Origin of the sequence: Bacillus sp. BS98 (assembly GCF_008432245.1) — a bacterium.
Taxonomy (GTDB): Bacteria; Bacillota; Bacilli; order Bacillales; family Bacillaceae_G; genus Bacillus_A; species Bacillus_A toyonensis.
The window spans coordinates 3517264-3537255 of the sequence record NZ_CP043830.1 but is presented as its reverse complement, the minus strand read 5'-3'; the positions used below and the strand labels follow the sequence as shown (position 1 = coordinate 3537255).

Here is a 19992-nt window from a genome sequence, read left to right as displayed (position 1 = left end):
TTGTTTGTATAAAAAGAAAAAAGGTATAATAAAGCAGCAATATTGAATCTTATTATAGTAGAAAGCCGAGTGTTAGTTTAGTAAGGAGACTCATATATGTTAACGGATATTATAATTAGGACATTCCAGAAAGAGGATTTAGAAACAGTATTACAATTGTTCTATGAAACAGTTCATACGGTGAATGCAAGAGATTATAACGAGTTACAGCTACAGGCATGGGCGCCAAAGCGACTAGATAGAGAAAGATGGCTACAGTCTTTAGAAAAGAATATTTGTTACGTTGCTGAGTATAGAGGTGTGATAGTGGGGTTTGGGGATTATAATGATGAGCATTACATAGATCGCTTATTTACGCATAAAGATTATCAAGGAAAAGGGGTAGCTTCATACATATTACAGAAGTTAGAAAAAGAAGCAGTGAACTTAGGGCACGGGGATATATATACAGAGGCGAGTATTACAGCAAAATCTTTCTTTGAAAGGAAAGGTTTTATTTGCATAAAGGAACAAAAAAAACAGCACAATGGTCAGATTTTTATTAATTATGTTATGAAAAAATAGCCTTCTCATAAACGAGAAGGCTATTTTTTCATTATTTTACAGCTTCTTTTAGTTCTTTACCAGCTTTGAAAGCAGGTACTTTAGAAGCTGCGATTTGCATTTCTTCACCAGTTTGTGGGTTACGGCCTGTACGAGCAGCTCTTTCACGAACTTCGAATGTACCGAATCCGATAAGTTGTACTTTTTCACCAGCAGCTAAAGCGTTAGTGATTGATTCTACTACAGTTTGTACAACTACAGTAGCTTCTTTTTGAGAAATCTCAGCATTTTGTGCTACGTTTTTAATTAATTCTGTTTTATTCATGTTTTTCACCTCATATGTAAATAATGCTATTTAAGTTGTTATTATAACGTATAAAACATTCGAGAACAAGTGTACGTAGATATATTCACGAAAAAAATGAAATTTGTAATATTTTTTAGCCTACTTTATAACCATTCCATTTAAGCGGATATAGATTTGTTCTGTATTTCAGTCTTCTCTTTATTTGTAGGTAGTTTCTTATTATAAGATATGAAATAAGGTAGTTCTACAAAATACAAACCGCCTACTAAATTCCCAAAGAAAACAAGAAGTTTGGGAAATATTCAATCCAAGTTACATGACCGGTAAAAATTGCAGCTGGGATAACAAACATATTTGCTACAACGTGTTGAAACCCCAATTTTTTTCATGTTGTCACATCAATGTAACAAAAGGATTTTAAACTACATCTAGAGGTGAAAACATGAATACGCATCATGTAAAAAAAGAACAAAAAAAATCAATCTTAAAGAAACTTATTATAAGTTTCATAAGTATAGTAATGATTCCAGTAAGCTTGTATTTCTATGCGACAGAAATAGAACGAAAACTAATAACAGTTACGTGGAATGAAATAGAAGCCCCGACGATTCCTAAAGAGTTTAATAATAAAAAAATATTGCAATTCTCAGATGTACATTTAGGACCAGAGTTTACATTGAAACAACTAGAAAATTTGGTGGAGAAAATGAATGAATTGCATCCAGATATAGTTGTTTTCACAGGAGATTTAATAGATAAGTTTGGATCTTATAGTGCGGAAAAAGATGAAGCGAAGGTTATTTTGCAGAAAATTAATGCTCCCTTAGGGAAATATGCTGTGTTTGGGAATCATGATAGGGGCGGGGGTGGTAGTGTGTTTTATAAAAAGTATATGGAGGAAGCTGGTTTTTCTGTATTAGTAAATGAAGTGCAGAAAATTAAAGTGGGAAACGGCAAATATATTACAATATCAGGCTTGGATGATTTCTTATTAGGGAAGCCACAAATAGACGCGACTTTAAAACATGTAAGGCAACAAGATTTCAATATGCTATTAGTACATGAGCCGGATGTTGTAGACAAAGTAGCTTGTTATCCAGTTGATTTTCAAGTTTCAGGGCATAGTCACGGAGGACAAGTTCAAATTCCTTTTATAGGTCCATTAATTACTACAAAATTAGCTGAGAGCTATGTTGAAGGTATGTATGAATTAGAAGGGAAGAATAAGCCGTTACATTTATATGTAAATCGAGGTATTGGGACAACCCGAATGCCGGTTAGATTTTGGAGTGTACCTGAACTTTCAGTATTTGTGTTGAAGCAAAATAGTAATTAGACGATTCTAGAATAGTAGGAGGACTTTCAGAGAAAGTTCTCCTTTTTATTGATTAAATACAGAATGTTATGTAAATTAAATTTAAAGTGTTAAAAAAGAAAGGGGAATTTCTATGATAGAAACATGGCATAAAGAGTTGGAAAGTTTGTATAACCAAATGGTTTCGTGGCGAAGAGATTTTCATCAATACCCAGAGCTATCGTTTCAAGAAATAGAAACACCGAAAAAAATAGCTGCAATCTTAAAAAGTTTTCATATTGATGTGAAAACAGATGTCGGGGAAAGAGGAATCATCGGCGTAATTGAAGGTGGGAAATCTGGGAAGACAATCGCGTTGCGTGCTGATTTTGATGCACTACCTATTCAAGATGAAAAGAAAGTTTCATATAAATCAAAGGTTCCGGGCGTAATGCACGCTTGTGGCCATGATGGACATACAGCAACACTTTTAGGAGTTGCAAAAATATTAAGTGATCATAGAGACCAACTTTCTGGAAAAATAGTTCTTATACACCAACATGCAGAAGAGAAAGAGCCTGGCGGGGCTATCGCTATGATTGAGGATGGTTGTTTAGAAGGAGTAGATGTTGTTTTTGGTACGCATGTATCTTCTCAAATGCCTGTAGGAATTGTTGGTGCGAAAGCAGGAGCAATGATGGCGGCAGCTGATTCTTTTGAGGTGAAGGTTCAAGGGCGAGGTGGTCACGGAGGTATGCCACATCATACTGTAGATGCTATTATTGTTGCAACACAAATTATTAACCAGTTGCAACTGTTAGTTAGTAGAAAAGTCGATCCACTTCAATCCGTAGTTTTAACAGTTGGTACATTCCATGCTGGTCAAGCGGATAATATTATTGCGGATACTGCTACGTTTACAGGAACCATTCGAACGTTAGATCCTGAAGTAAGAGAATATATGGAGAAGGAATTTAGACGAGTTGTTGAGGGGATTTGTCAGTCTCTTCAGGCTGAAGTTAATATTCAATATAAACGTGGCTATCCAATATTAATAAATCATGTAGAGGAAACGAGTCATTTTATGGAGGTTGCAGAACGTGATCTTGGAAGAGAAAGGGTCATTGAAGTGCCGCCTATTATGGGTGGTGAAGATTTTGCATACTACTTAGAACATGTTCCAGGAGCATTTTTCTTCACAGGTGCGGGTAATGAAGAAATAGGAGCAACATATCCGCATCATCATCCTCAATTTGATTTTGATGAACGTGCAATGTTAGTTGGTGGGAAGTTACTTTTAAGTCTCGTAAATAGCTATTTACGAAATGGAGATGAATCTCTTAGTACTGTAGATATGGATGTGAAAAAGTAATTTACATAAATAAAAAACAGCACTAGGTTACTTTATATAACCTAGTGCTGTTTTTTATTATTTTTGCAAAGGAATAGCATCAAAATATGTTCTGTAGTTATTGGAGAATTCAAAGTTGTTTTTTGCATCCCAATTAATGGACCAAGACATTAGACCACGAAATGCAGGGTAGCCATTTTGATTAGAAAGCTTATACTTTCCTCCGAAAGGAACGCCTTTAATGATATAATTTAAAGCTTTTTTCATTTCAGTTGGAGAAATATACCCGCCACTTGGAGCTGCTGCTGGTGCCGCCGGAAGTCCAATCATTACTTGATCTGAACGAAGAGCGGGGAAAATATTATTTGGATTACCGCCTACAGGAAAGCCATGTAAGAGCATATCTGCCATCGCGACCTCGTAGTCTGCGGCTCCTTGATTATAATTATTACCGTCCATCCCAATGCCGCTACCAGCATTATAGTGTTGAACGTGAATATAAGTTAGTTTGTCTTTCACTCCGTAAATAATTGGTAAATATGCACCCCATATGCTTCCATATGCGCTATACCCGCCTTGAACATAAGCTGTTTCAGGGGCCATGCTTAGTAGGAAATCTGGGCCGTAATGGTCTGAAATCGTTCGAATTGCTGAGATAAGATTCACGATTTGAGGAGTTGTTGGGTTTTTAAAATTAGTGTCATTGCCGTTTAAGTAAATACCTGATTCAAGGTCAATATCCATTCCATCAAAACCGTATTTATCGATTAGAGATTGTATGGAATTAATAAAACGTTGTTTAGCGGCATTGTCAGGAAGTAAAACGACTCCATTTTGTCCACCTATTGAAAGAACTACTTTTTTTCCTTTACTTTTTAAATAGGAAATATCAGATTTGAACTCTGCATCTGTACCATACACAGGGGAAAATTCAACAGTGGAACGATCACCACCAGTTTCACCGAAAGATACATTTATTACATCCCATTTTGGTGAAACATCTTTTAATTTAATAATGCCAGTACCGTTATCAAAGTTATGCCAATATCCAACGAGTAATTTTGATCCTAAATTGTTTGCTGCTTTTGTTTGGAAGGGGGCTAGCGGTAGCAGTAAGAAAATTACTAACATACAACAAATGAATTTGAACTTGTTTAACATATCAACACTCCTATACAAAAAGTTGTCTAGATGTATAATCTTGTTTCTTTAATGATATCTGAAAATTTTATCTTTTGTTAGGTTTAATAATTTTCTCAACAATTGTGTATGGAAAATTATTAAACCTAATGTAATAATTTATGAAGGAGGTGGATTTATAATTTTTAAATTCAGAATATTTTGATATATTAAGAAATGTAAGACAAGGTTTTTTGCATAATACTCTTACATAAATTTCAAAATAAAGTTTGGAAGGGGATGTACAAGATTTGGATAAAAATCTTAAGAAAGACCTAAAAATACGCCACATTACGATGATCTCAATTGGTGGTGTAATAGGGGCTGGTTTGTTTGTTGGAAGTGGTGCAGTTGTACATTCGGCCGGGCCAGGTTCTATCGTTTCATATGCATTAGCAGGACTTTTAGTCATTTTCGTCATGAGAATGTTGGGGGAAATGGCAGCTATTAACCCGACAAGTGGTTCATTTGCAACATATGCACGAGAAGCTATTGGTCCATGGGCCGGGTATACAATTGGGTGGCTATATTGGTTTTTCTGGGTAATTGTTATTGCAATAGAAGCCACAGCAGGTGCTGGTATTATTCAATACTGGATTCCAGACATCCCACTCTGGTTATTAAGCCTAATATTAACGATTTTATTAACGTTGACGAATGTTTTTTCAGTGAAATCATTTGGAGAGTTTGAATATTGGTTTTCTTTTATTAAAGTAATAAGTATCGTCTTATTCCTTTGTCTTGGACTTGCTGTTATTTTAGGATTTGTACCAGGAACGGAAGCACCTGGCACTTCAAATTTAGTAGGACAAGGGGGATTTATGCCAAATGGGATAAGTTCGGTGCTGCTTGGAATTACCGTCGTTATATTTTCATTTATGGGGTCAGAGATTGTAGCAGTAGCGGCTGGTGAGTCTGCTGAGCCTGTAAAAGCAGTAAAAACAGCAACAAATAGTGTAATTTGGCGTATTCTCGTATTTTTCATTGGATCTATTGCTATAGTCGTTACACTCCTTCCGTGGAATTCAGCAAACATACTAAAAAGTCCATTTGTAGCGGTACTTGAACATATAGGAATACCAGCGGCAGCACAAATTATGAATTTTATCGTTTTAACAGCTGTACTCTCTTGTTTAAATTCGGGCTTATATACAAACTCAAGAATGCTTTTTTCGATGGCAGAAAGAGGAGATGCTCCAAAGGTGTTTTTAAAATTGAACAGTAGTGGTGTTCCAGTTCGAGCAGTTTTATTTGGAACTTTCTTCGCTTATATTGGAGTTGTTTTTAGTTACATATCTCCAGATAAAGTATTTTTATTTTTAGTGAATGCTTCTGGTGGGATCGCGTTACTCGTTTATCTCGTTATTGCAGTTTCGCATTTAAAGATGCGTAAAAAAATGGGAAAAGTAGAACAAAGAAATTTGAAAGTGAAAATGTGGCTTTTCCCATATGTAACGTATGTTACAATTGCTGCTATTATAGCAGTTTTAGTTGCAATGCTTGCAATTGAATCTTTGCGTCCACAAGCACTTTTAACGATGCTTGTTACTGTTCTTATAATACTTTCTTATTTTATTTTTAATAGAAATAAAAATAGCACAGTTTTGAAACCTAAAAGTAGAAATGAAGAATCCGTTCGATTCTAATTTATTGTTTTGGAATAGAGTTACACCCAATCATTGCTATAAAAGAATCATATATAAACATAGAAACGAGTAATTACTATTGTCATAGTGAATATAAACTTTTTTCTTGACTTTTTATACGAAGGCGAGCAAAATGGTAAAAAAGGAAGGGGGGATGATGATGGAAGAGTACGTATTAGAGCTGTATAACCTGTTATATACGACAGAATGGCAAGATATTGTTTCGTTTCTAGGAATAGTATTTTGCATGAAAATTGTAATTGTATATATGGAAGAGCAAGGTATGTTCTATTCCTTCTCATCCCCGTTCGATGTGCAGCGCGAGCCGTTGCTGAACTATGCCAAGGTGAATTACGAACAAATTCCTTTTGTTCTATTCTTTATGATTCGATTTATAACAGCAATTGTAAAGAAGAAAGAAAGTGATGATGAAGAGTGCCACGTAACTTGTAATATAGCTAACGTTTTTTAAGCTAAATACAAGGAGGAGATTTATATGTGGTTTCGATTTCTTATGATTGGTTTCTTTTCATTAACAGCAATTTCATTAATGGGATATCAAGTATCTGAAATTTTTCAAGCATATAGCAATACGTTTTTTAACAAAAACTAATTGCATTGCTATTTGAATAATAAAGCGATAAAATCCTTCTTAAGAAGTTTTATTAAGAAGGATTTTTTTCTTTGTCTTGTCTTACTGTGTCAAACTATTGTCACATTTACACTGTGAATAATATGTTAAAATAGTGAGGTTACGTATACATATTTGAAGGAAGAGGGAGTGACCATTTTGGTGGATCAATCAACAAATCAGAAAAGCTATGCTCCTATTGTGATAACGCTTTCTGTAATTGTAAATGCGATTATTTTATTTTTGTTCTTTGGGCCTGTTGGCTATGAAGGAGAAGTACATTTTGATGTAACGATTTTACCAATGTTAAATGCAATTTTTAATAGCTTTACGTTCGTATTCTTATTAGCAGCTTTATACTCTATTATTAAAAAGAATGTGAAAATGCACCGTGGTTTCATTCTTGCGGCATTCACGACGACTTTGCTATTCTGTGTTTCGTATTTATCGTATCATTACTTGGCGCCAGCAACACATTTTGGCGGGGAAGGATTTATTAAATATGTGTACTTCATCATTTTAATTACACATATTATCCTTGCGGCAATTATTGTACCACTTGCATTGTTCGCACTTGTATTTGGTTTTACGAATCAATTAACACGTCACCGTAAAATTGTACGATGGACGATGCCAATTTGGCTATATGTAAGTCTATCTGGTGTTATTGTTTACTTAATGATCTCACCTTATTATCAATAAAAAATCTCAGCCCTAAAGGCTGGGATTTTTTTGTTAAGCAAATATTTTTGTGAAATGAAAAAAATATGGTATACAAAAGTATAGTTGCTTTTTAAATAGAAGGGATGGTAAAAAGATATGCAAAATTTTGTATTTCGTAATCCGACAAAACTTATTTTCGGTAAAGGACAATTAGAGCAGTTAAAAACTGAAATTCCACAGTTCGGTAAAAAAGTTCTTCTCGTATATGGAGGAGGCAGCATTAAAAGAAACGGTATATATGATAATGTAATTTCTATTTTAAAAGATATAAATGCGGAAGTATTTGAATTGACTGGTGTTGAACCGAATCCTCGTGTATCAACAGTAAAAAAAGGGATTCAAATTTGTAAAGAAAATGGTGTCGAATTTATTTTAGCAGTTGGTGGAGGAAGTGTAATCGACTGTACGAAAGCGATTGCCGCTGGTAGTAAGTACGATGGAGATGTATGGGATATTGTAACGAAAAAAGCATTTGCTAGCGAGGCATTACCATTTGGTACTGTACTTACTCTTGCAGCAACAGGATCTGAAATGAATGCAGGCTCGGTAATTACAAACTGGGAAACGAATGAAAAATACGGCTGGGGTAGCCCGGTTACTTTCCCGCAGTTTTCAATCTTAGATCCAGTTCATACTGCGTCTGTACCGAAAGATCAAACAATTTACGGTATGGTAGATATTATGTCACACGTATTAGAGCAATATTTCCATCATGGAACAAATACAGAACTACAAGATCGTTATTGTGAATCTGTTTTAAGAACAGTAATTGAAACAGCTCCTAAGCTTTTAAGTGATCTAGAAAATTATGAGCATAGGGAAACAATTTTATATTGCGGTACTATGGCGTTAAACGGCATTTTAGCAATGGGAGTAAAAGGAGACTGGGCAACTCATAATATTGAGCATGCAGTTTCTGCTGTTCATGACATACCACACGGCGGCGGCCTTGCAATTCTATTCCCGAATTGGATGAAGCATGTTATAGATGAAAATGTAAGTCGTTTTAAACAGTTCGCTATTCGTGTATTTGATATAGAAACAGATGGCAAAACAGATAAAGAAGTGGCGTTAGAAGGAATTGAGGCACTGCGTCAATTTTGGACTTCAATTGAGGCGCCAGTAGCATTATCTGATTATACTATTGGAGAAAATGAAATTGATTTAATGGCGGATAAAGCGATGGCTTATGGTGAATTTGGTAACTTTAAAAAATTAAATAAAGATGATGTTTTAAACATATATAAAGCTTCTTTATAAGTGAATCGAGAAAAGAAACCCATTTGATATAACAATCAAATGGGTTTCTTTTTTGTTGTCTATAACTGTTTTTGATTGTTTTTGATTATTTATGAATGTATATGGTTGATTTTTGTGATCGTTTTCATTATACTGTAATCAAAGAAGAGGTGAGTAAAATGTTAACTCCTGAACGTCATCAAATGATATTGCAACTTGTAAAAGAACAGAAAGTAGTTAAATTACAGCAATTAGTTGAAAGAACAGAAAGCTCTGAATCAACAATTCGTCGTGATTTAGCACAATTAGAAAAACAAAGGTTATTAAAAAGAGTTCATGGTGGTGCCTCTGTTTTAACAGCAAAGGGACAGGAGCCAACGATGACTGAAAAATCATCCAAAAACATTCAAATAAAACATCAAATTGCTAAGTATGCAGCTACTATTGTGGAACAAGGGGATTGTATTTATTTAGATGCAGGAAGTACAACATTTGAAATGATTCCATTTCTAATAAATAAAGATGTTACTGTCGTGACGAATGGACTTATGCATATTGAAGCTTTAGTTGAAAATAATATTCGTGCGTATTTACTAGGCGGAATGATGAAGAGTAGGACGAAGGCTTTAATTGGTGCGATGGCACAGGAAAGTATGCAGAAGTATCGCTTTGATAAATGTTTTTTAGGAGCGAATGGCGTACATGAACAGTTTGGTTTTACAACACCAGATCCAGAAGAAGCGCTTTTAAAACAAATGGCATTAACATTAGCGAACGAAGGGTATTTCTTAATTGATGAAAGTAAGTTTTCAGAAGTTGCGTTTGCGAAAATTGCCAATGTTGAAGATGCAAATATTATTACAAACCATTTAGAAATGGATTTAGAAAAATATAAAAGACAAACCAATGTAATTGAGGCTGATAAACAATGATCTATACAGTTACTTTAAACCCATCTATTGATTATGTAGTACAAGTTAATTCTTTCGATTTAGGCACAGTAAATCGGGCAGAGAAAGATATGAAGTTCCCTGGAGGAAAAGGGATTAATGTTTCTCGCGTTCTTCATCGTTTAGGTGTTGAAAATGTTGCACTTGGATTTACTGGTGGATTTACTGGTCAGTTTATTCAAGATGTATTACATGATGAAGGTGTAACAACAAATTTCGTCCAAGTAGATGAAGATACTAGAATTAATGTAAAAATAAAAGGGGAAGAAGAAACAGAATTAAATGGACAAGGTCCTATTGTGACAAAAGAACAGTTTGGACAATTGATGAAAAAAATTGAAAGTATGCAACGTGAAGATTGTGTTGTACTTGCTGGAAGTATACCGGCTTCTATTCAAAATACCTTTTATGAATCAATTGCTGCGTTTGGAGCTGAAAAAGGTATTCGTGTAGTAGTAGATGCAAGTGGAAGTGCACTGCAACATGTAATTAAAAATAAGCCATTTTTAATAAAGCCAAATCATCATGAACTTGGTGAGTTATTTGGAGTGGAGCTTTCAACGGTAGAAGAGATTTTACCGTATGGAAGAAAATTAGTCGAACAAGGTGTAGAGAACGTTATTGTATCAATGGCCGGAGATGGAGCTTTATTATTTACGGCAGAAGGTATATATGAAGCAACTGTTCCAAAAGGTGTTGTTATTAATTCAGTTGGGGCAGGAGATTCTCTCGTTGCTGGATTTGTAGGTAAATACGAACAGACAAAAGAAATTGAAAAGGCATTCCAATATGGCGTTGCAACAGGGAGTGCAACAGCATTTTCGGCAGATTTATGTAAAAAGGAAAAAGTAGAAGAATTATTGTCGCAAGTAATTGTAGTTAAGCGATAGGGGGAAGTAACATATGAAAATTACAGAACTATTAAAAAGGGATACAGTCATTATGAATTTGACAGCTTCAAATAAAGAAGCTGTCATAGATGAATTAGTTGAGAAATTAAGTGGGGCAAATCGTTTAAATAGTAAAACGGAATTTAAAGAAGCTATTTTAAAGCGGGAGTCCCAAAGTACGACTGGAATTGGGGAAGGCATTGCCATACCTCATGCGAAGACGAAGGCTGTTAAGCAACCGGCGATTTGTTTTGGTAGAAGTGTAAGCGGTATCAATTATGAATCGCTTGACGGACAGCCTGCACATTTATTCTTTATGATTGCTGCAAGTGAAGGAGCGAATAATACACATTTAGAAACGTTGTCCCGTCTTTCTACATTATTAATGGATGAAGGCTTTCGCAAGCAATTATTAGAAGCGAAGGATGAAGAGGAGCTTCTTCGCTTATTTGATGAAAAAGAGAATGAAAAAGAAGAAGAAGTTGAAGTAGCGAAACCAGAAGGGGATGAACCATACGTATTAGCTGTTACAGCTTGTCCGACTGGAATCGCTCACACATATATGGCTGCTGATAGTTTGAAAGCGAAAGCGGCAGAGTTAGGGATTGCGATTAAAGTTGAAACGAACGGATCAACAGGTATAAAAAACGGTTTAACGAAAGAGGACATTGAACGTGCAACGGCCATTATCGTTGCGGCAGATAAACAAGTAGAAGTGAATCGTTTTGCTGGAAAACATGTCATTCAAGTGCCAGTAGCTGATGGGATTAGAAAAACGGAAAAGCTTCTTAATCGAGCTGTCAAACAAGATGCACCAATCTTTAAAGGTGTAAAAGAGAATGGGAAGTCAGAGAGTATAGAGAAGGAAAAAGGATTAGGAATTTATAAGCATTTAATGAGCGGTGTAAGTAATATGCTTCCGTTTGTTGTTGGCGGTGGAATTTTAATAGCGCTAGCGTTTTCGTTTGGTGGTATAAAGGCGGAAGGTCCATTAGCTGAATTGTTCATGTCTATTGGTGGAGGAAAAACAGGGGCGTTTTTATTCCTTGTACCAATTTTAGCTGGATTTATTGCGAGTTCTATTGCTGATCGTCCTGGTTTTATGCCTGGTGTTGTCGGAGGATTTTTAGCGGCACATGCGAATGCTGGGTTTTTAGGTGGATTAATTGCTGGTTTCTTAGCTGGATATGTTGTTTTAGGATTGAAAAGATTATTTTCAGGATTACCAGCGCAGTTAGAAGGAATTAAACCTGTTTTGTTATATCCAGTCTTTGGATTGTTAATTACAGGAGTTGTAATGCAAAAAGTAGTAAATCCACCTGTAGTAGCATTGAATGAAATGTTAACAGGATGGTTAAATGGTTTGAACGGTACAAATGCTATATTACTAGGTCTTATTTTAGGTGGTATGATGGCAATCGATATGGGTGGTCCAATTAATAAAGCCGCATTTACATTTGGTATTGCTGCAATAGAAGCGCAGAACTTTGGAGTTCACTCTGCTGTTATGGCTGGTGGTATGGTACCGCCACTTGCAATTGCATTTGCAACTACATTCTTTAAAACAAAGTTTACAGAAGCGGAACGTAAATCTGGTTTAACAAATTATATTATGGGAGCATCGTTTATTACAGAAGGTGCAATTCCATTTGCAGCTGCAGATCCGATTCGAGTAATTGTAAGTTGTGTTGTTGGTTCAAGTATTGCAGGCGCGTTATCTATGTTATTCCAAATTACATTACCGGCACCACATGGTGGGTTATTTGTTATAGCATTAGTAAATAAACCGTTGCTATATATTTTCTCTATACTAGTAGGGACAGCTATTTCTGCTCTTATGATGGGAATTTGGAAAAAGAAAGTTAAATAACAAATGAAAAAGGAGTAGCTACTATAAGTTACTCTTTTTTATTACAAAAAAAGAGATTAATAATTGGAGAATGATGTTTTATGGTAAAGATGTAATGGAATATGGTTTTTTTGTAACAAAACAGTAATACTGTAATTTTTTTTGGAAAAAAATTTTCATGCTTGTATGTGGAAAATATATGAAAAATATTGGGGTTTCTATTGAAAAGGCATTTTATTAATATGGAAATTTATGTTACAACTCGTTAATCGTATATTACGAATGCTTTGTAATTGTGTGATTTCTAAAAAACTAAAAAATTTGTTGCTATAATGAAAATACGAAAACAAAGCAAATGGAGGCTATTCATGAAAAAATTATTAGGTATAGCAACAGCGGCAGTTTTTGGTCTTGGGATTTTTGCAGGTTCTGCGAAAGCAGAAACGATTGTAACAACAGACGTATTAAATGTGAGAGAAAACCCAAATGTAGAGTCAAAGCTTGTAGGTAAAATGTTAAGTGGAAATAAATTAGATGTTATAAATACAGAAAACGGATGGTCGAAAATTAAATTAGACGGTAAAGAAGCATTTGTAAGTGCTGAATTTACTAAAAGTACGTATTATGTAACTGCGAATGTATTAAATATTCGTGCTGGAGCGAATACTGACTCTGAAATTCTTGGTAAATTTAATAAAAATGATTTGATTGAAACGACAAATCAAGTTCAAAATGAATGGTTACAATTCGACTACAATGGAAAAGTTGCATATGTTCACGTGCCATTTTTAACAGGGACGGCACCGGTAATTGAAAAGAAAGAAGTTGTAACGCAAGAAGAAGTGCCGGAAAGAGTAAATACGCCGGTTAAAAATAATAAAGCAGTTAAGAGCAAAGAGTCTGTTAAGAATGTAGAATCAAATAAACCTGTGGTAAAACAGCAGTCAACTACGAAACAAGTTGCGAAATCTACTCAAACAAGTGCCCCTGCTGGTGGACGTGAAATAACAGTAGAAGCGACGGCGTATACAGCAAATCCAAGTGAGAATGGTACGTATGGTGGTCGTGTATTAACTGCAATGGGGCATGATTTAACAGCGAATCCAAATATGAAAGTAATTGCTGTTGATCCAAAGGTAATTCCACTTGGATCGAAAGTATGGGTAGAAGGATATGGAGAAGCGATTGCTGGAGATACTGGTGGTGCTATTAAAGGAAATCGTATTGATGTATTAGTGGGCTCAGATGGTAGTGCTAATAGCTGGGGCCGTAAGTCTGTAAAAGTGAAAGTTATACAATAGTGTATATGTATTAATTTAAAAAGCGGTTGCTTACATATTTTCAAGCAACCGCTTTTTATGGATTATTGAAAGGGATAAATAGTTGTACCTGTAAGAATTTTATATGCACTGCAAAATTGAGTCTGCATATACTCTGTATTTTTATTTTCTGGATGTAATGTTGTTTCTTGGAGCGTAGAATGAAAAGAACGTAGCAAACAATTTAGAGCGAAGTATAATTCTTCTTGTGAACAGTTTTGTTCTTTTGTAGCAGTGGCTAAAATAAGGTCTTTTGTTAAAGATGAAAAATTGATGGTAGATTGTTTCATAGTCAACTCATCCTCTCAAAGCTATTTTTATCATGTGTATGCAGAATTGGACAAACTATGTTCTTTTTTATATGAAATTTCATGTACCAGAATGAAAGAACTTGCAATCGTACCGTTAAAATTGTTAAGATTGGATATAATCAATAGATGGAGTATATTACATAAAGAGAGTTGAATGATATGGGAGAAATGCAACGCGAAAAGGTTGCTGTCATCATTGGACCAACTGCTGTTGGAAAGACGAAGTTAAGTATTGACCTTGCCAAAGCGTTGAATGGTGAAATTATAAGTGGAGATTCCATGCAGATTTATCGCACGATGGACATTGGAACAGCAAAGGTGACAAAAGAAGAGATGGACGGAATTCCACATTATATGGTCGATATAAAAGATCCGGAAGATTCATTTTCTGTCGCAGAATTTCAAGAACGTGTTCGTAAACATATTCGAGAAATTACAGAGCGGGGTAAATTACCGATTATTGTTGGTGGAACCGGTCTTTATATACAATCAGTTTTATTCGATTATCAGTTTACAGATGATGCTGGTGATGCTATATACCGAGAGCAAATGGAAAAGCTAGCTCAAGAACGTGGTGTGGAATATGTACATGAAAAATTGCAAGAAGTAGATCCAGAAAGCGCGGAGCGTATTCATGCTAATAATGTGCGTCGTGTCATTCGGGCGTTAGAAATTTTCCACACGACGGGCGAAAAAATGAGTGATCAACTCGAAAAACAAGAAAACGAGTTATTATATGATGTTTCATTAATTGGCTTGACAATGGATCGAGAAATGCTATACGATCGCATTAACTTACGAGTGGATTTAATGATGGAACAAGGTTTATTAGAGGAAGTAGAAGGGCTGTATAATCGTGGGATAAGAGATTGTCAATCTATTCAAGCGATTGGGTATAAAGAGGTATATGATTATTTTGAGAATCGTGTCTCTTTAGAAGAAGCGGTATCACAATTAAAGACGAATTCACGTCGTTATGCAAAACGTCAATTAACGTGGTTCCGTAATAAAATGGATGTCACATGGTTTGATGTTACAGATGGTGAAAAAACGTCAGAAATTTTACGATACATAGAAGGAAAGTTACAACTAAAGTCGAATAATAGTAAGTAGAGAAAAAGAGGAGGATTCGACATGAAGCAATCAATCAATATTCAAGATCAGTTTTTAAATCAACTCCGTAAAGAAAATACGTTTGTTACGCTGTACTTATTAAATGGTTTCCAGCTTCGTGGATTAATTAAAGGATTTGATAATTTTACAGTCCTACTGGAAACAGAAGGTAAGCAACAGCTTATTTATAAACATGCAATTTCTACATTCGTACCACAAAAAAATGTTTCGATTGAATTAGAGTAGTAATGAATTATTGTACATAACAAAAAAAGAGCGAGTTTCTCGCTCTTTTTTTATTTGTCATAAACAATACATAGTGAAATTTAAGCGATTCTAAATACAGTAAGGCGAATGTTAGTATTTCCTGTTGCAGGGATCGTAATCTCGTTAAGAGTAGATTGGACAGAGATGTTTGCACCAGCTGCTAACGTTTCAATTGTAGTAAATGAAAGTGAGTCACCTATTAAACTTGAAGAGAAGTTGTCAGTTGCGACTGCTCCATTAATTGAAATTCCTACTCCAAGTGGAGCACATCCTGGCGCAGTTGTAGCGATGGATACGCTAATTACATAAATGCCAGCGTTAATAACAGTAACTGTATTTGTGCCGTTAAAGATCATATTGTTTACGTTAATTGCAGTACTAAAAATAAAGTTATTAAATTGCAGTACTGTTTGTTGAATGTTATTTGTTACAACAATTGTTGCTACAGGGAAGCTAGGTCCAGTAGGTCCAGTAGGCCCAGTAGGTCCGCCAGAAGGTCCGGTTGGTCCAGTAACTCCTATACCAGTAGCGCCAGTGGCACCCGTTGGTCCTTGGATACCTTGAACACCTTGAGGTCCGGTAGCACCAGTAGCACCTGTGTTACCTTGAACGCCTTGAGGTCCGGTAGCACCAGTAGCACCTGTGTTACCTTGAACGCCTTGAGGTCCGGTAGCGCCAGTAGCGCCTGTGTTACCTTGAGCGCCTTGAGGTCCGGTAGCACCAGTAGCACCTGTGTTACCTTGAGGTCCAGTGGCACCAGTAGCGCCAGTAGCACCTGTGTTACCTTGAGGTCCAGTGGCACCAGTAGCGCCAGTAGCACCTGTGTTACCTTGAACGCCTTGAGGTCCAGTGGCACCAGTAGCGCCAGTAGCACCTGTGTTACCTTGAACGCCTTGAGGTCCAGTGGCACCAGTAGCGCCAGTAGCACCTGTGTTACCTTGAGGTCCAGTGGCACCAGTAGCGCCAGTAGCACCTGTGTTACCTTGAGGTCCAGTGGCACCAGTAGCGCCAGTAGCACCTGTGTTACCTTGAACGCCTTGAGGTCCAGTGGCACCAGTAGCACCAGTAGCACCTGTGTTACCTTGAGGTCCGGTAGCGCCAGTAGCGCCTGTGTTACCTTGAGCGCCTTGAGGTCCGGTAGCACCAGTAGCACCTGTGTTACCTTGAGGTCCAGTAGCACCCGTGGCACCTGTGTTACCTTGAACACCTTGAGGTCCAGTAGCGCCAGTGGCACCAGTAGCACCTGTGTTACCTTGAACGCCTTGAGGTCCAGTAGCGCCAGTGGCACCAGTAGCACCTGTGTTACCTTGAACACCTTGAGGTCCAGTAGCGCCAGTGGCACCGGTAGCACCAGTAGCACCAGTAGCACCTGTGTTACCTTGAGGTCCAGTGGCACCAGTAGCGCCAGTAGCACCTGTGTTACCTTGAGGTCCAGTGGCACCAGTAGCGCCAGTAGCACCTGTGTTACCTTGAGGTCCAGTGGCACCAGTAGCGCCAGTAGCACCTGTGTTACCTTGAGGTCCAGTGGCACCAGTAGCGCCAGTAGCACCTGTGTTACCTTGAGGTCCAGTGGCACCAGTAGCGCCAGTAGCACCTGTGTTACCTTGAACGCCTTGAGGTCCAGTGGCACCAGTAGCGCCAGTAGCACCTGTGTTACCTTGAGGTCCGGTAGCGCCAGTAGCGCCTGTGTTACCTTGAGCGCCTTGAGGTCCGGTAGCACCAGTAGCACCTGTGTTACCTTGAGGTCCAGTAGCACCCGTGGCACCTGTGTTACCTTGAACACCTTGAGGTCCAGTAGCGCCAGTGGCACCAGTAGCACCTGTGTTACCTTGAACGCCTTGAGGTCCAGTAGCGCCAGTGGCACCAGTAGCACCTGTGTTACCTTGAACACCTTGAGGTCCAGTAGCGCCAGTGGCACCGGTAGCACCAGTAGCACCAGTAGCACCTGTGTTACCTTGAACGCCTTGAGGTCCAGTAGCACCCGTGGCACCTGTGTTACCTTGAACACCTTGAGGTCCAGTAGCGCCAGTGGCACCAGTAGCACCTGTGTTACCTTGAACGCCTTGAGGTCCAGTAGCGCCAGTGGCACCAGTAGCACCTGTGTTACCTTGAACACCTTGAGGTCCAGTAGCGCCAGTGGCACCGGTAGCACCAGTAGCACCAGTAGCACCTGTGTTACCTTGAACGCCTTGAGGTCCAGTAGCACCCGTGGCACCTGTGTTACCTTGAACACCTTGAGGTCCAGTAGCGCCAGTGGCACCGGTAGCCCCAGTAGCACCAGTAGCACCTGTGTTACCTTGAGGTCCAGTAGCACCCGTGGCACCTGTGTTACCTTGAACGCCTTGAGGTCCAGTAGCGCCAGTGGCACCGGTAGCCCCAGTAGCCCCTGTGTTACCTTGAACGCCTTGAGGTCCAGTAGCGCCAGTGGCACCGGTAGCCCCTGTGTTACCTTGAACGCCTTGAGGTCCAGTAGCGCCAGTAGCGCCAGTGGCACCGGTAGCCCCAGTAGCCCCAGTAGCCCCTGTGTTACCTTGAACGCCTTGAGGTCCAGTAGCGCCAGTGGCACCGGTAGCCCCAGTAGCCCCTGTGTTACCTTGAACGCCTTGAGGTCCAGTAGCGCCAGTGGCACCGGTAGCCCCAGTAGCCCCTGTGTTACCTTGAACGCCTTGAGGTCCAGTAGCGCCAGTGGCACCGGTAGCCCCAGTAGCCCCTGTGTTACCTTGAACACCTTGAGGTCCAGTGGCACCAGTAGCGCCAGTAGCCCCTGTGTTACCTTGAGGTCCAGTAGCACCCGTGGCACCTGTGTTACCTTGAACGCCTTGAGGTCCAGTAGCGCCAGTGGCACCGGTAGCCCCAGTAGCCCCTGTGTTACCTTGAACGCCTTGAGGTCCAGTAGCGCCAGTGGCACCGGTAGCCCCCGTGTTACCTTGAATACCTTGAGGTCCCGTGGCACCAGTAGCCCCTGTGTTACCTTGAATACCTTGAGGTCCCGTGGCACCAGTAGCCCCAGTGTTACCTTGAACACCTTGAGGTCCAGTAGCGCCAGTGTTACCTTGAGCACCTTGAGGTCCCGTGGCACCGGTAGCCCCAGTGTTACCTTGAACGCCTTGAGGTCCAGTAGCGCCCGTGGCACCAGTAGCCCCAGTGTTACCTTGAACACCTTGAGGTCCAGTGGCACCAGTAGCGCCAGTAGCCCCAGTGTTACCTTGAGGTCCAGTAGCACCGGTAGCGCCAGTGTTACCTTGAACGCCTTGAGGTCCAGTAGCGCCAGTGTTACCTTGAGCACCTTGAGGTCCCGTGGCACCGGTAGCACCAGTGTTACCTTGAACGCCTTGAGGTCCAGTAGCGCCAGTGTTACCTCGAGGTCCAGTAGGTCCAGTAGCACCGGTAGCGCCCGTGTTACCTCGAGGTCCAGTAGGTCCAGTAGCACCGGTAGCGCCCGTGTTACCTCGAGGTCCAGTAGGTCCAGTAGCACCGGTAGCGCCCGTGTTACCTCGAGGTCCAGTAGGTCCAGTAGCACCGGTAGCGCCCGTGTTACCTCGAGGTCCAGTAGGTCCAGTAGCACCGGTAGCGCCCGTGTTACCTCGAGGTCCAGTAGGTCCAGTAGCACCAGTAGCGCCCGTGTTACCTCGAGGTCCAGTAGGTCCAGTAGCACCGGTAGCGCCCGTGTTACCTCGAGGTCCAGTAGGTCCAGTAGCACCGGTAGCGCCCGTGTTACCTCGAGGTCCAGTAGGCCCAGTAGCACCAGTAGCGCCCGTGTTACCTCGAGGTCCAGTAGGCCCAGTAGCACCAGTAGCGCCCGTGTTACCTCGAGGTCCAGTAGGTCCAGTAGGCCCTCTGCCGAACGAAGCTGAATTAACTAGAGTAGTTTGTAACTCTGCAATTAATTTAAGGAGTTCTTGGAGTGTACAATGATCGATTCGGAATAACTTTGTAATGTAAAGTAAATAATTAATTAAAATTTGGAGTTCAACAAATACAGCACTTGCTACGAAGGTTGGATTTCTTAATATAGTTATTAAGTTTTTTATAATAGCTAATCCTTGCGCTTTCAGGGAGGAAGTAGCGTCTAGCGAACAGATGAACTTACTTAGTAGGTTTAATGTATCAATTAAATCTTCGATGTTTTTAGGGGATGGATTAGCGAAAAGTTTTGGAATTATTTTAATTAAATCGTTAATAATCGCTCGAAATGTTCTAATTTGTGCTTTAGAAATTGGGATGGATGGTGTGTTTGAGATTCGTCCGGCACTACTTGGAAAGCATGGTTTGGAGAATTTGTTTTGACTGTCGTCATAACGAGACATTAAATCGCTCCTTTCTAATGAGAATGTGAATGAAACTCATCATAGTAGATGCAAAAATTAGTTAAATGGTCAT

The 19992-nt window shown here is 39.1% G+C and carries 17 protein-coding genes and 1 pseudogene; 13 read left to right on the top strand and 5 right to left on the bottom strand.

Annotated elements, in window-relative coordinates; all coding sequences use genetic code 11:
* Nucleotides 1-96: 96 nt before the first annotated feature.
* Nucleotides 97-564, top strand: coding sequence for a GNAT family N-acetyltransferase (locus F0362_RS18250; RefSeq protein ID WP_000954491.1), 468 nt, complete (start codon nt 97-99; stop codon nt 562-564).
* Nucleotides 565-595: 31 nt separating this feature from the next.
* On the opposite strand, the gene F0362_RS18245 is transcribed toward F0362_RS18250, so the two are convergent.
* Both F0362_RS18245 and F0362_RS18240 read right to left on the bottom strand, forming a co-directional pair.
* Complete coding sequence (locus F0362_RS18245; RefSeq protein WP_001043903.1) at nt 596-868, bottom strand: HU family DNA-binding protein; 273 nt, start codon at nt 866-868, stop codon at nt 596-598.
* A 140-nt stretch (nt 869-1008) separates the two neighbouring features.
* Nucleotides 1009-1229: pseudogene (locus F0362_RS18240) on the bottom strand (formate/nitrite transporter family protein); the annotation flags it as partial.
* A gap of 63 nt (nt 1230-1292) precedes the next feature.
* Between F0362_RS18240 and F0362_RS18235 the strand changes: the two are divergent.
* Together F0362_RS18235 and F0362_RS18230 are read left to right on the top strand one after the other, a co-directional pair.
* Nucleotides 1293-2186: a metallophosphoesterase gene (locus tag F0362_RS18235; protein WP_001091710.1), complete on the top strand. Its 894-nt coding sequence runs from the start codon at nt 1293-1295 to the stop codon at nt 2184-2186.
* Between the two features lie 112 nt (nt 2187-2298).
* Entirely contained in the window at nt 2299-3516 is a 1218-nt protein-coding gene (locus tag F0362_RS18230) for a M20 metallopeptidase family protein (RefSeq protein ID WP_000573502.1), read from the top strand.
* Nucleotides 3517-3573: 57 nt separating this feature from the next.
* Here F0362_RS18230 and F0362_RS18225 read toward each other — a convergent pair whose 3' ends face one another.
* Nucleotides 3574-4656: a chitinase gene (locus F0362_RS18225; RefSeq protein ID WP_000932453.1), complete on the bottom strand. Its 1083-nt coding sequence runs from the start codon at nt 4654-4656 to the stop codon at nt 3574-3576.
* Between the two features lie 269 nt (nt 4657-4925).
* On the opposite strand from F0362_RS18225, the gene gabP reads away from it, so the two are divergent.
* The 8 genes from gabP to entD all read left to right on the top strand — a co-directional run bounded on the left by gabP (nt 4926) and on the right by entD (nt 13903).
* Nucleotides 4926-6320 carry a GABA permease gene (gabP, locus tag F0362_RS18215; RefSeq protein ID WP_000360092.1) on the top strand — a complete coding sequence of 465 codons (1395 nt, stop codon included), beginning with the start codon at nt 4926-4928 and terminating at the stop codon, nt 6318-6320.
* 133 nt (nt 6321-6453) lie between these two features.
* Complete coding sequence (locus F0362_RS18210) at nt 6454-6792, top strand: hypothetical protein (protein WP_002039366.1); 339 nt, start codon at nt 6454-6456, stop codon at nt 6790-6792.
* A gap of 318 nt (nt 6793-7110) precedes the next feature.
* Nucleotides 7111-7653 carry a DUF420 domain-containing protein gene (locus tag F0362_RS18205; RefSeq protein WP_000228316.1) on the top strand — a complete coding sequence of 181 codons (543 nt, stop codon included), beginning with the start codon at nt 7111-7113 and terminating at the stop codon, nt 7651-7653.
* A gap of 117 nt (nt 7654-7770) precedes the next feature.
* Nucleotides 7771-8934, top strand: a complete 1164-nt coding sequence (locus tag F0362_RS18200) for an iron-containing alcohol dehydrogenase (RefSeq protein WP_001179084.1) — start codon at nt 7771-7773, stop codon at nt 8932-8934.
* 158 nt (nt 8935-9092) lie between these two features.
* Nucleotides 9093-9845: a DeoR/GlpR family DNA-binding transcription regulator gene (locus tag F0362_RS18195; RefSeq protein ID WP_000957292.1), complete on the top strand. Its 753-nt coding sequence runs from the start codon at nt 9093-9095 to the stop codon at nt 9843-9845.
* Nucleotides 9842-10753, top strand: coding sequence for a 1-phosphofructokinase (gene pfkB / locus F0362_RS18190; protein WP_000640839.1), 912 nt, complete (start codon nt 9842-9844; stop codon nt 10751-10753). Before F0362_RS18195 ends, pfkB begins: the two co-directional genes overlap by 4 nt.
* A gap of 13 nt (nt 10754-10766) precedes the next feature.
* A complete protein-coding gene (locus F0362_RS18185) occupies nt 10767-12623 on the top strand; it encodes a PTS fructose transporter subunit IIABC (protein ID WP_000704651.1) in 1857 nt (618 codons plus the stop codon).
* Nucleotides 12624-12970: 347 nt separating this feature from the next.
* On the top strand, nt 12971-13903 hold the full coding sequence (entD, locus tag F0362_RS18180; protein ID WP_000734608.1) for a cell wall-binding protein EntD: 933 nt from the start codon (nt 12971-12973) through the stop codon (nt 13901-13903).
* Between the two features lie 62 nt (nt 13904-13965).
* Here entD and F0362_RS18175 read toward each other — a convergent pair whose 3' ends face one another.
* Nucleotides 13966-14211 (bottom strand): hypothetical protein, encoded by a 246-nt coding sequence (locus F0362_RS18175; RefSeq protein WP_000814421.1) that lies wholly within the window; start codon nt 14209-14211, stop codon nt 13966-13968.
* Between the two features lie 180 nt (nt 14212-14391).
* Here F0362_RS18175 and miaA point away from each other — a divergent pair, with 180 nt between their 5' ends.
* On the top strand, nt 14392-15345 hold the full coding sequence (gene miaA, locus F0362_RS18170) for a tRNA (adenosine(37)-N6)-dimethylallyltransferase MiaA (protein ID WP_000504365.1): 954 nt from the start codon (nt 14392-14394) through the stop codon (nt 15343-15345).
* 21 nt (nt 15346-15366) lie between these two features.
* The gene (gene hfq / locus F0362_RS18165) at nt 15367-15591 is read left to right on the top strand and encodes an RNA chaperone Hfq (protein WP_000813896.1); all 225 of its coding nucleotides are present in this window, start codon (nt 15367-15369) and stop codon (nt 15589-15591) included.
* Between the two features lie 80 nt (nt 15592-15671).
* On the opposite strand, the gene F0362_RS18160 is transcribed toward hfq, so the two are convergent.
* A complete protein-coding gene (locus F0362_RS18160) occupies nt 15672-19919 on the bottom strand; it encodes a Gly-Xaa-Xaa repeat protein (RefSeq protein ID WP_149889917.1) in 4248 nt (1415 codons plus the stop codon).
* Between the last annotated feature and the right edge of the window lie 73 nt (nt 19920-19992).

What these genes read in the sequence shown, in the direction of transcription:
- F0362_RS18250 (WP_000954491.1), top strand. Translation starts at nt 97, where the DNA reads ATGTTAACGGATATTATAATTAGGACATTCCAGAAAGAGGATTTAGAA.
- F0362_RS18245 (WP_001043903.1), bottom strand. Translation starts at nt 868, where the DNA reads ATGAATAAAACAGAATTAATTAAAAACGTAGCACAAAATGCTGAGATT.
- F0362_RS18235 (WP_001091710.1), top strand. Translation starts at nt 1,293, where the DNA reads ATGAATACGCATCATGTAAAAAAAGAACAAAAAAAATCAATCTTAAAG.
- F0362_RS18230 (WP_000573502.1), top strand. Translation starts at nt 2,299, where the DNA reads ATGATAGAAACATGGCATAAAGAGTTGGAAAGTTTGTATAACCAAATG.
- F0362_RS18225 (WP_000932453.1), bottom strand. Translation starts at nt 4,656, where the DNA reads ATGTTAAACAAGTTCAAATTCATTTGTTGTATGTTAGTAATTTTCTTA.
- F0362_RS18210 (WP_002039366.1), top strand. Translation starts at nt 6,454, where the DNA reads ATGGTAAAAAAGGAAGGGGGGATGATGATGGAAGAGTACGTATTAGAG.
- F0362_RS18200 (WP_001179084.1), top strand. Translation starts at nt 7,771, where the DNA reads ATGCAAAATTTTGTATTTCGTAATCCGACAAAACTTATTTTCGGTAAA.
- F0362_RS18195 (WP_000957292.1), top strand. Translation starts at nt 9,093, where the DNA reads ATGTTAACTCCTGAACGTCATCAAATGATATTGCAACTTGTAAAAGAA.
- pfkB (WP_000640839.1), top strand. Translation starts at nt 9,842, where the DNA reads ATGATCTATACAGTTACTTTAAACCCATCTATTGATTATGTAGTACAA.
- F0362_RS18185 (WP_000704651.1), top strand. Translation starts at nt 10,767, where the DNA reads ATGAAAATTACAGAACTATTAAAAAGGGATACAGTCATTATGAATTTG.
- entD (WP_000734608.1), top strand. Translation starts at nt 12,971, where the DNA reads ATGAAAAAATTATTAGGTATAGCAACAGCGGCAGTTTTTGGTCTTGGG.
- F0362_RS18175 (WP_000814421.1), bottom strand. Translation starts at nt 14,211, where the DNA reads ATGAAACAATCTACCATCAATTTTTCATCTTTAACAAAAGACCTTATT.
- miaA (WP_000504365.1), top strand. Translation starts at nt 14,392, where the DNA reads ATGGGAGAAATGCAACGCGAAAAGGTTGCTGTCATCATTGGACCAACT.
- hfq (WP_000813896.1), top strand. Translation starts at nt 15,367, where the DNA reads ATGAAGCAATCAATCAATATTCAAGATCAGTTTTTAAATCAACTCCGT.
- F0362_RS18160 (WP_149889917.1), bottom strand. Translation starts at nt 19,919, where the DNA reads ATGTCTCGTTATGACGACAGTCAAAACAAATTCTCCAAACCATGCTTT.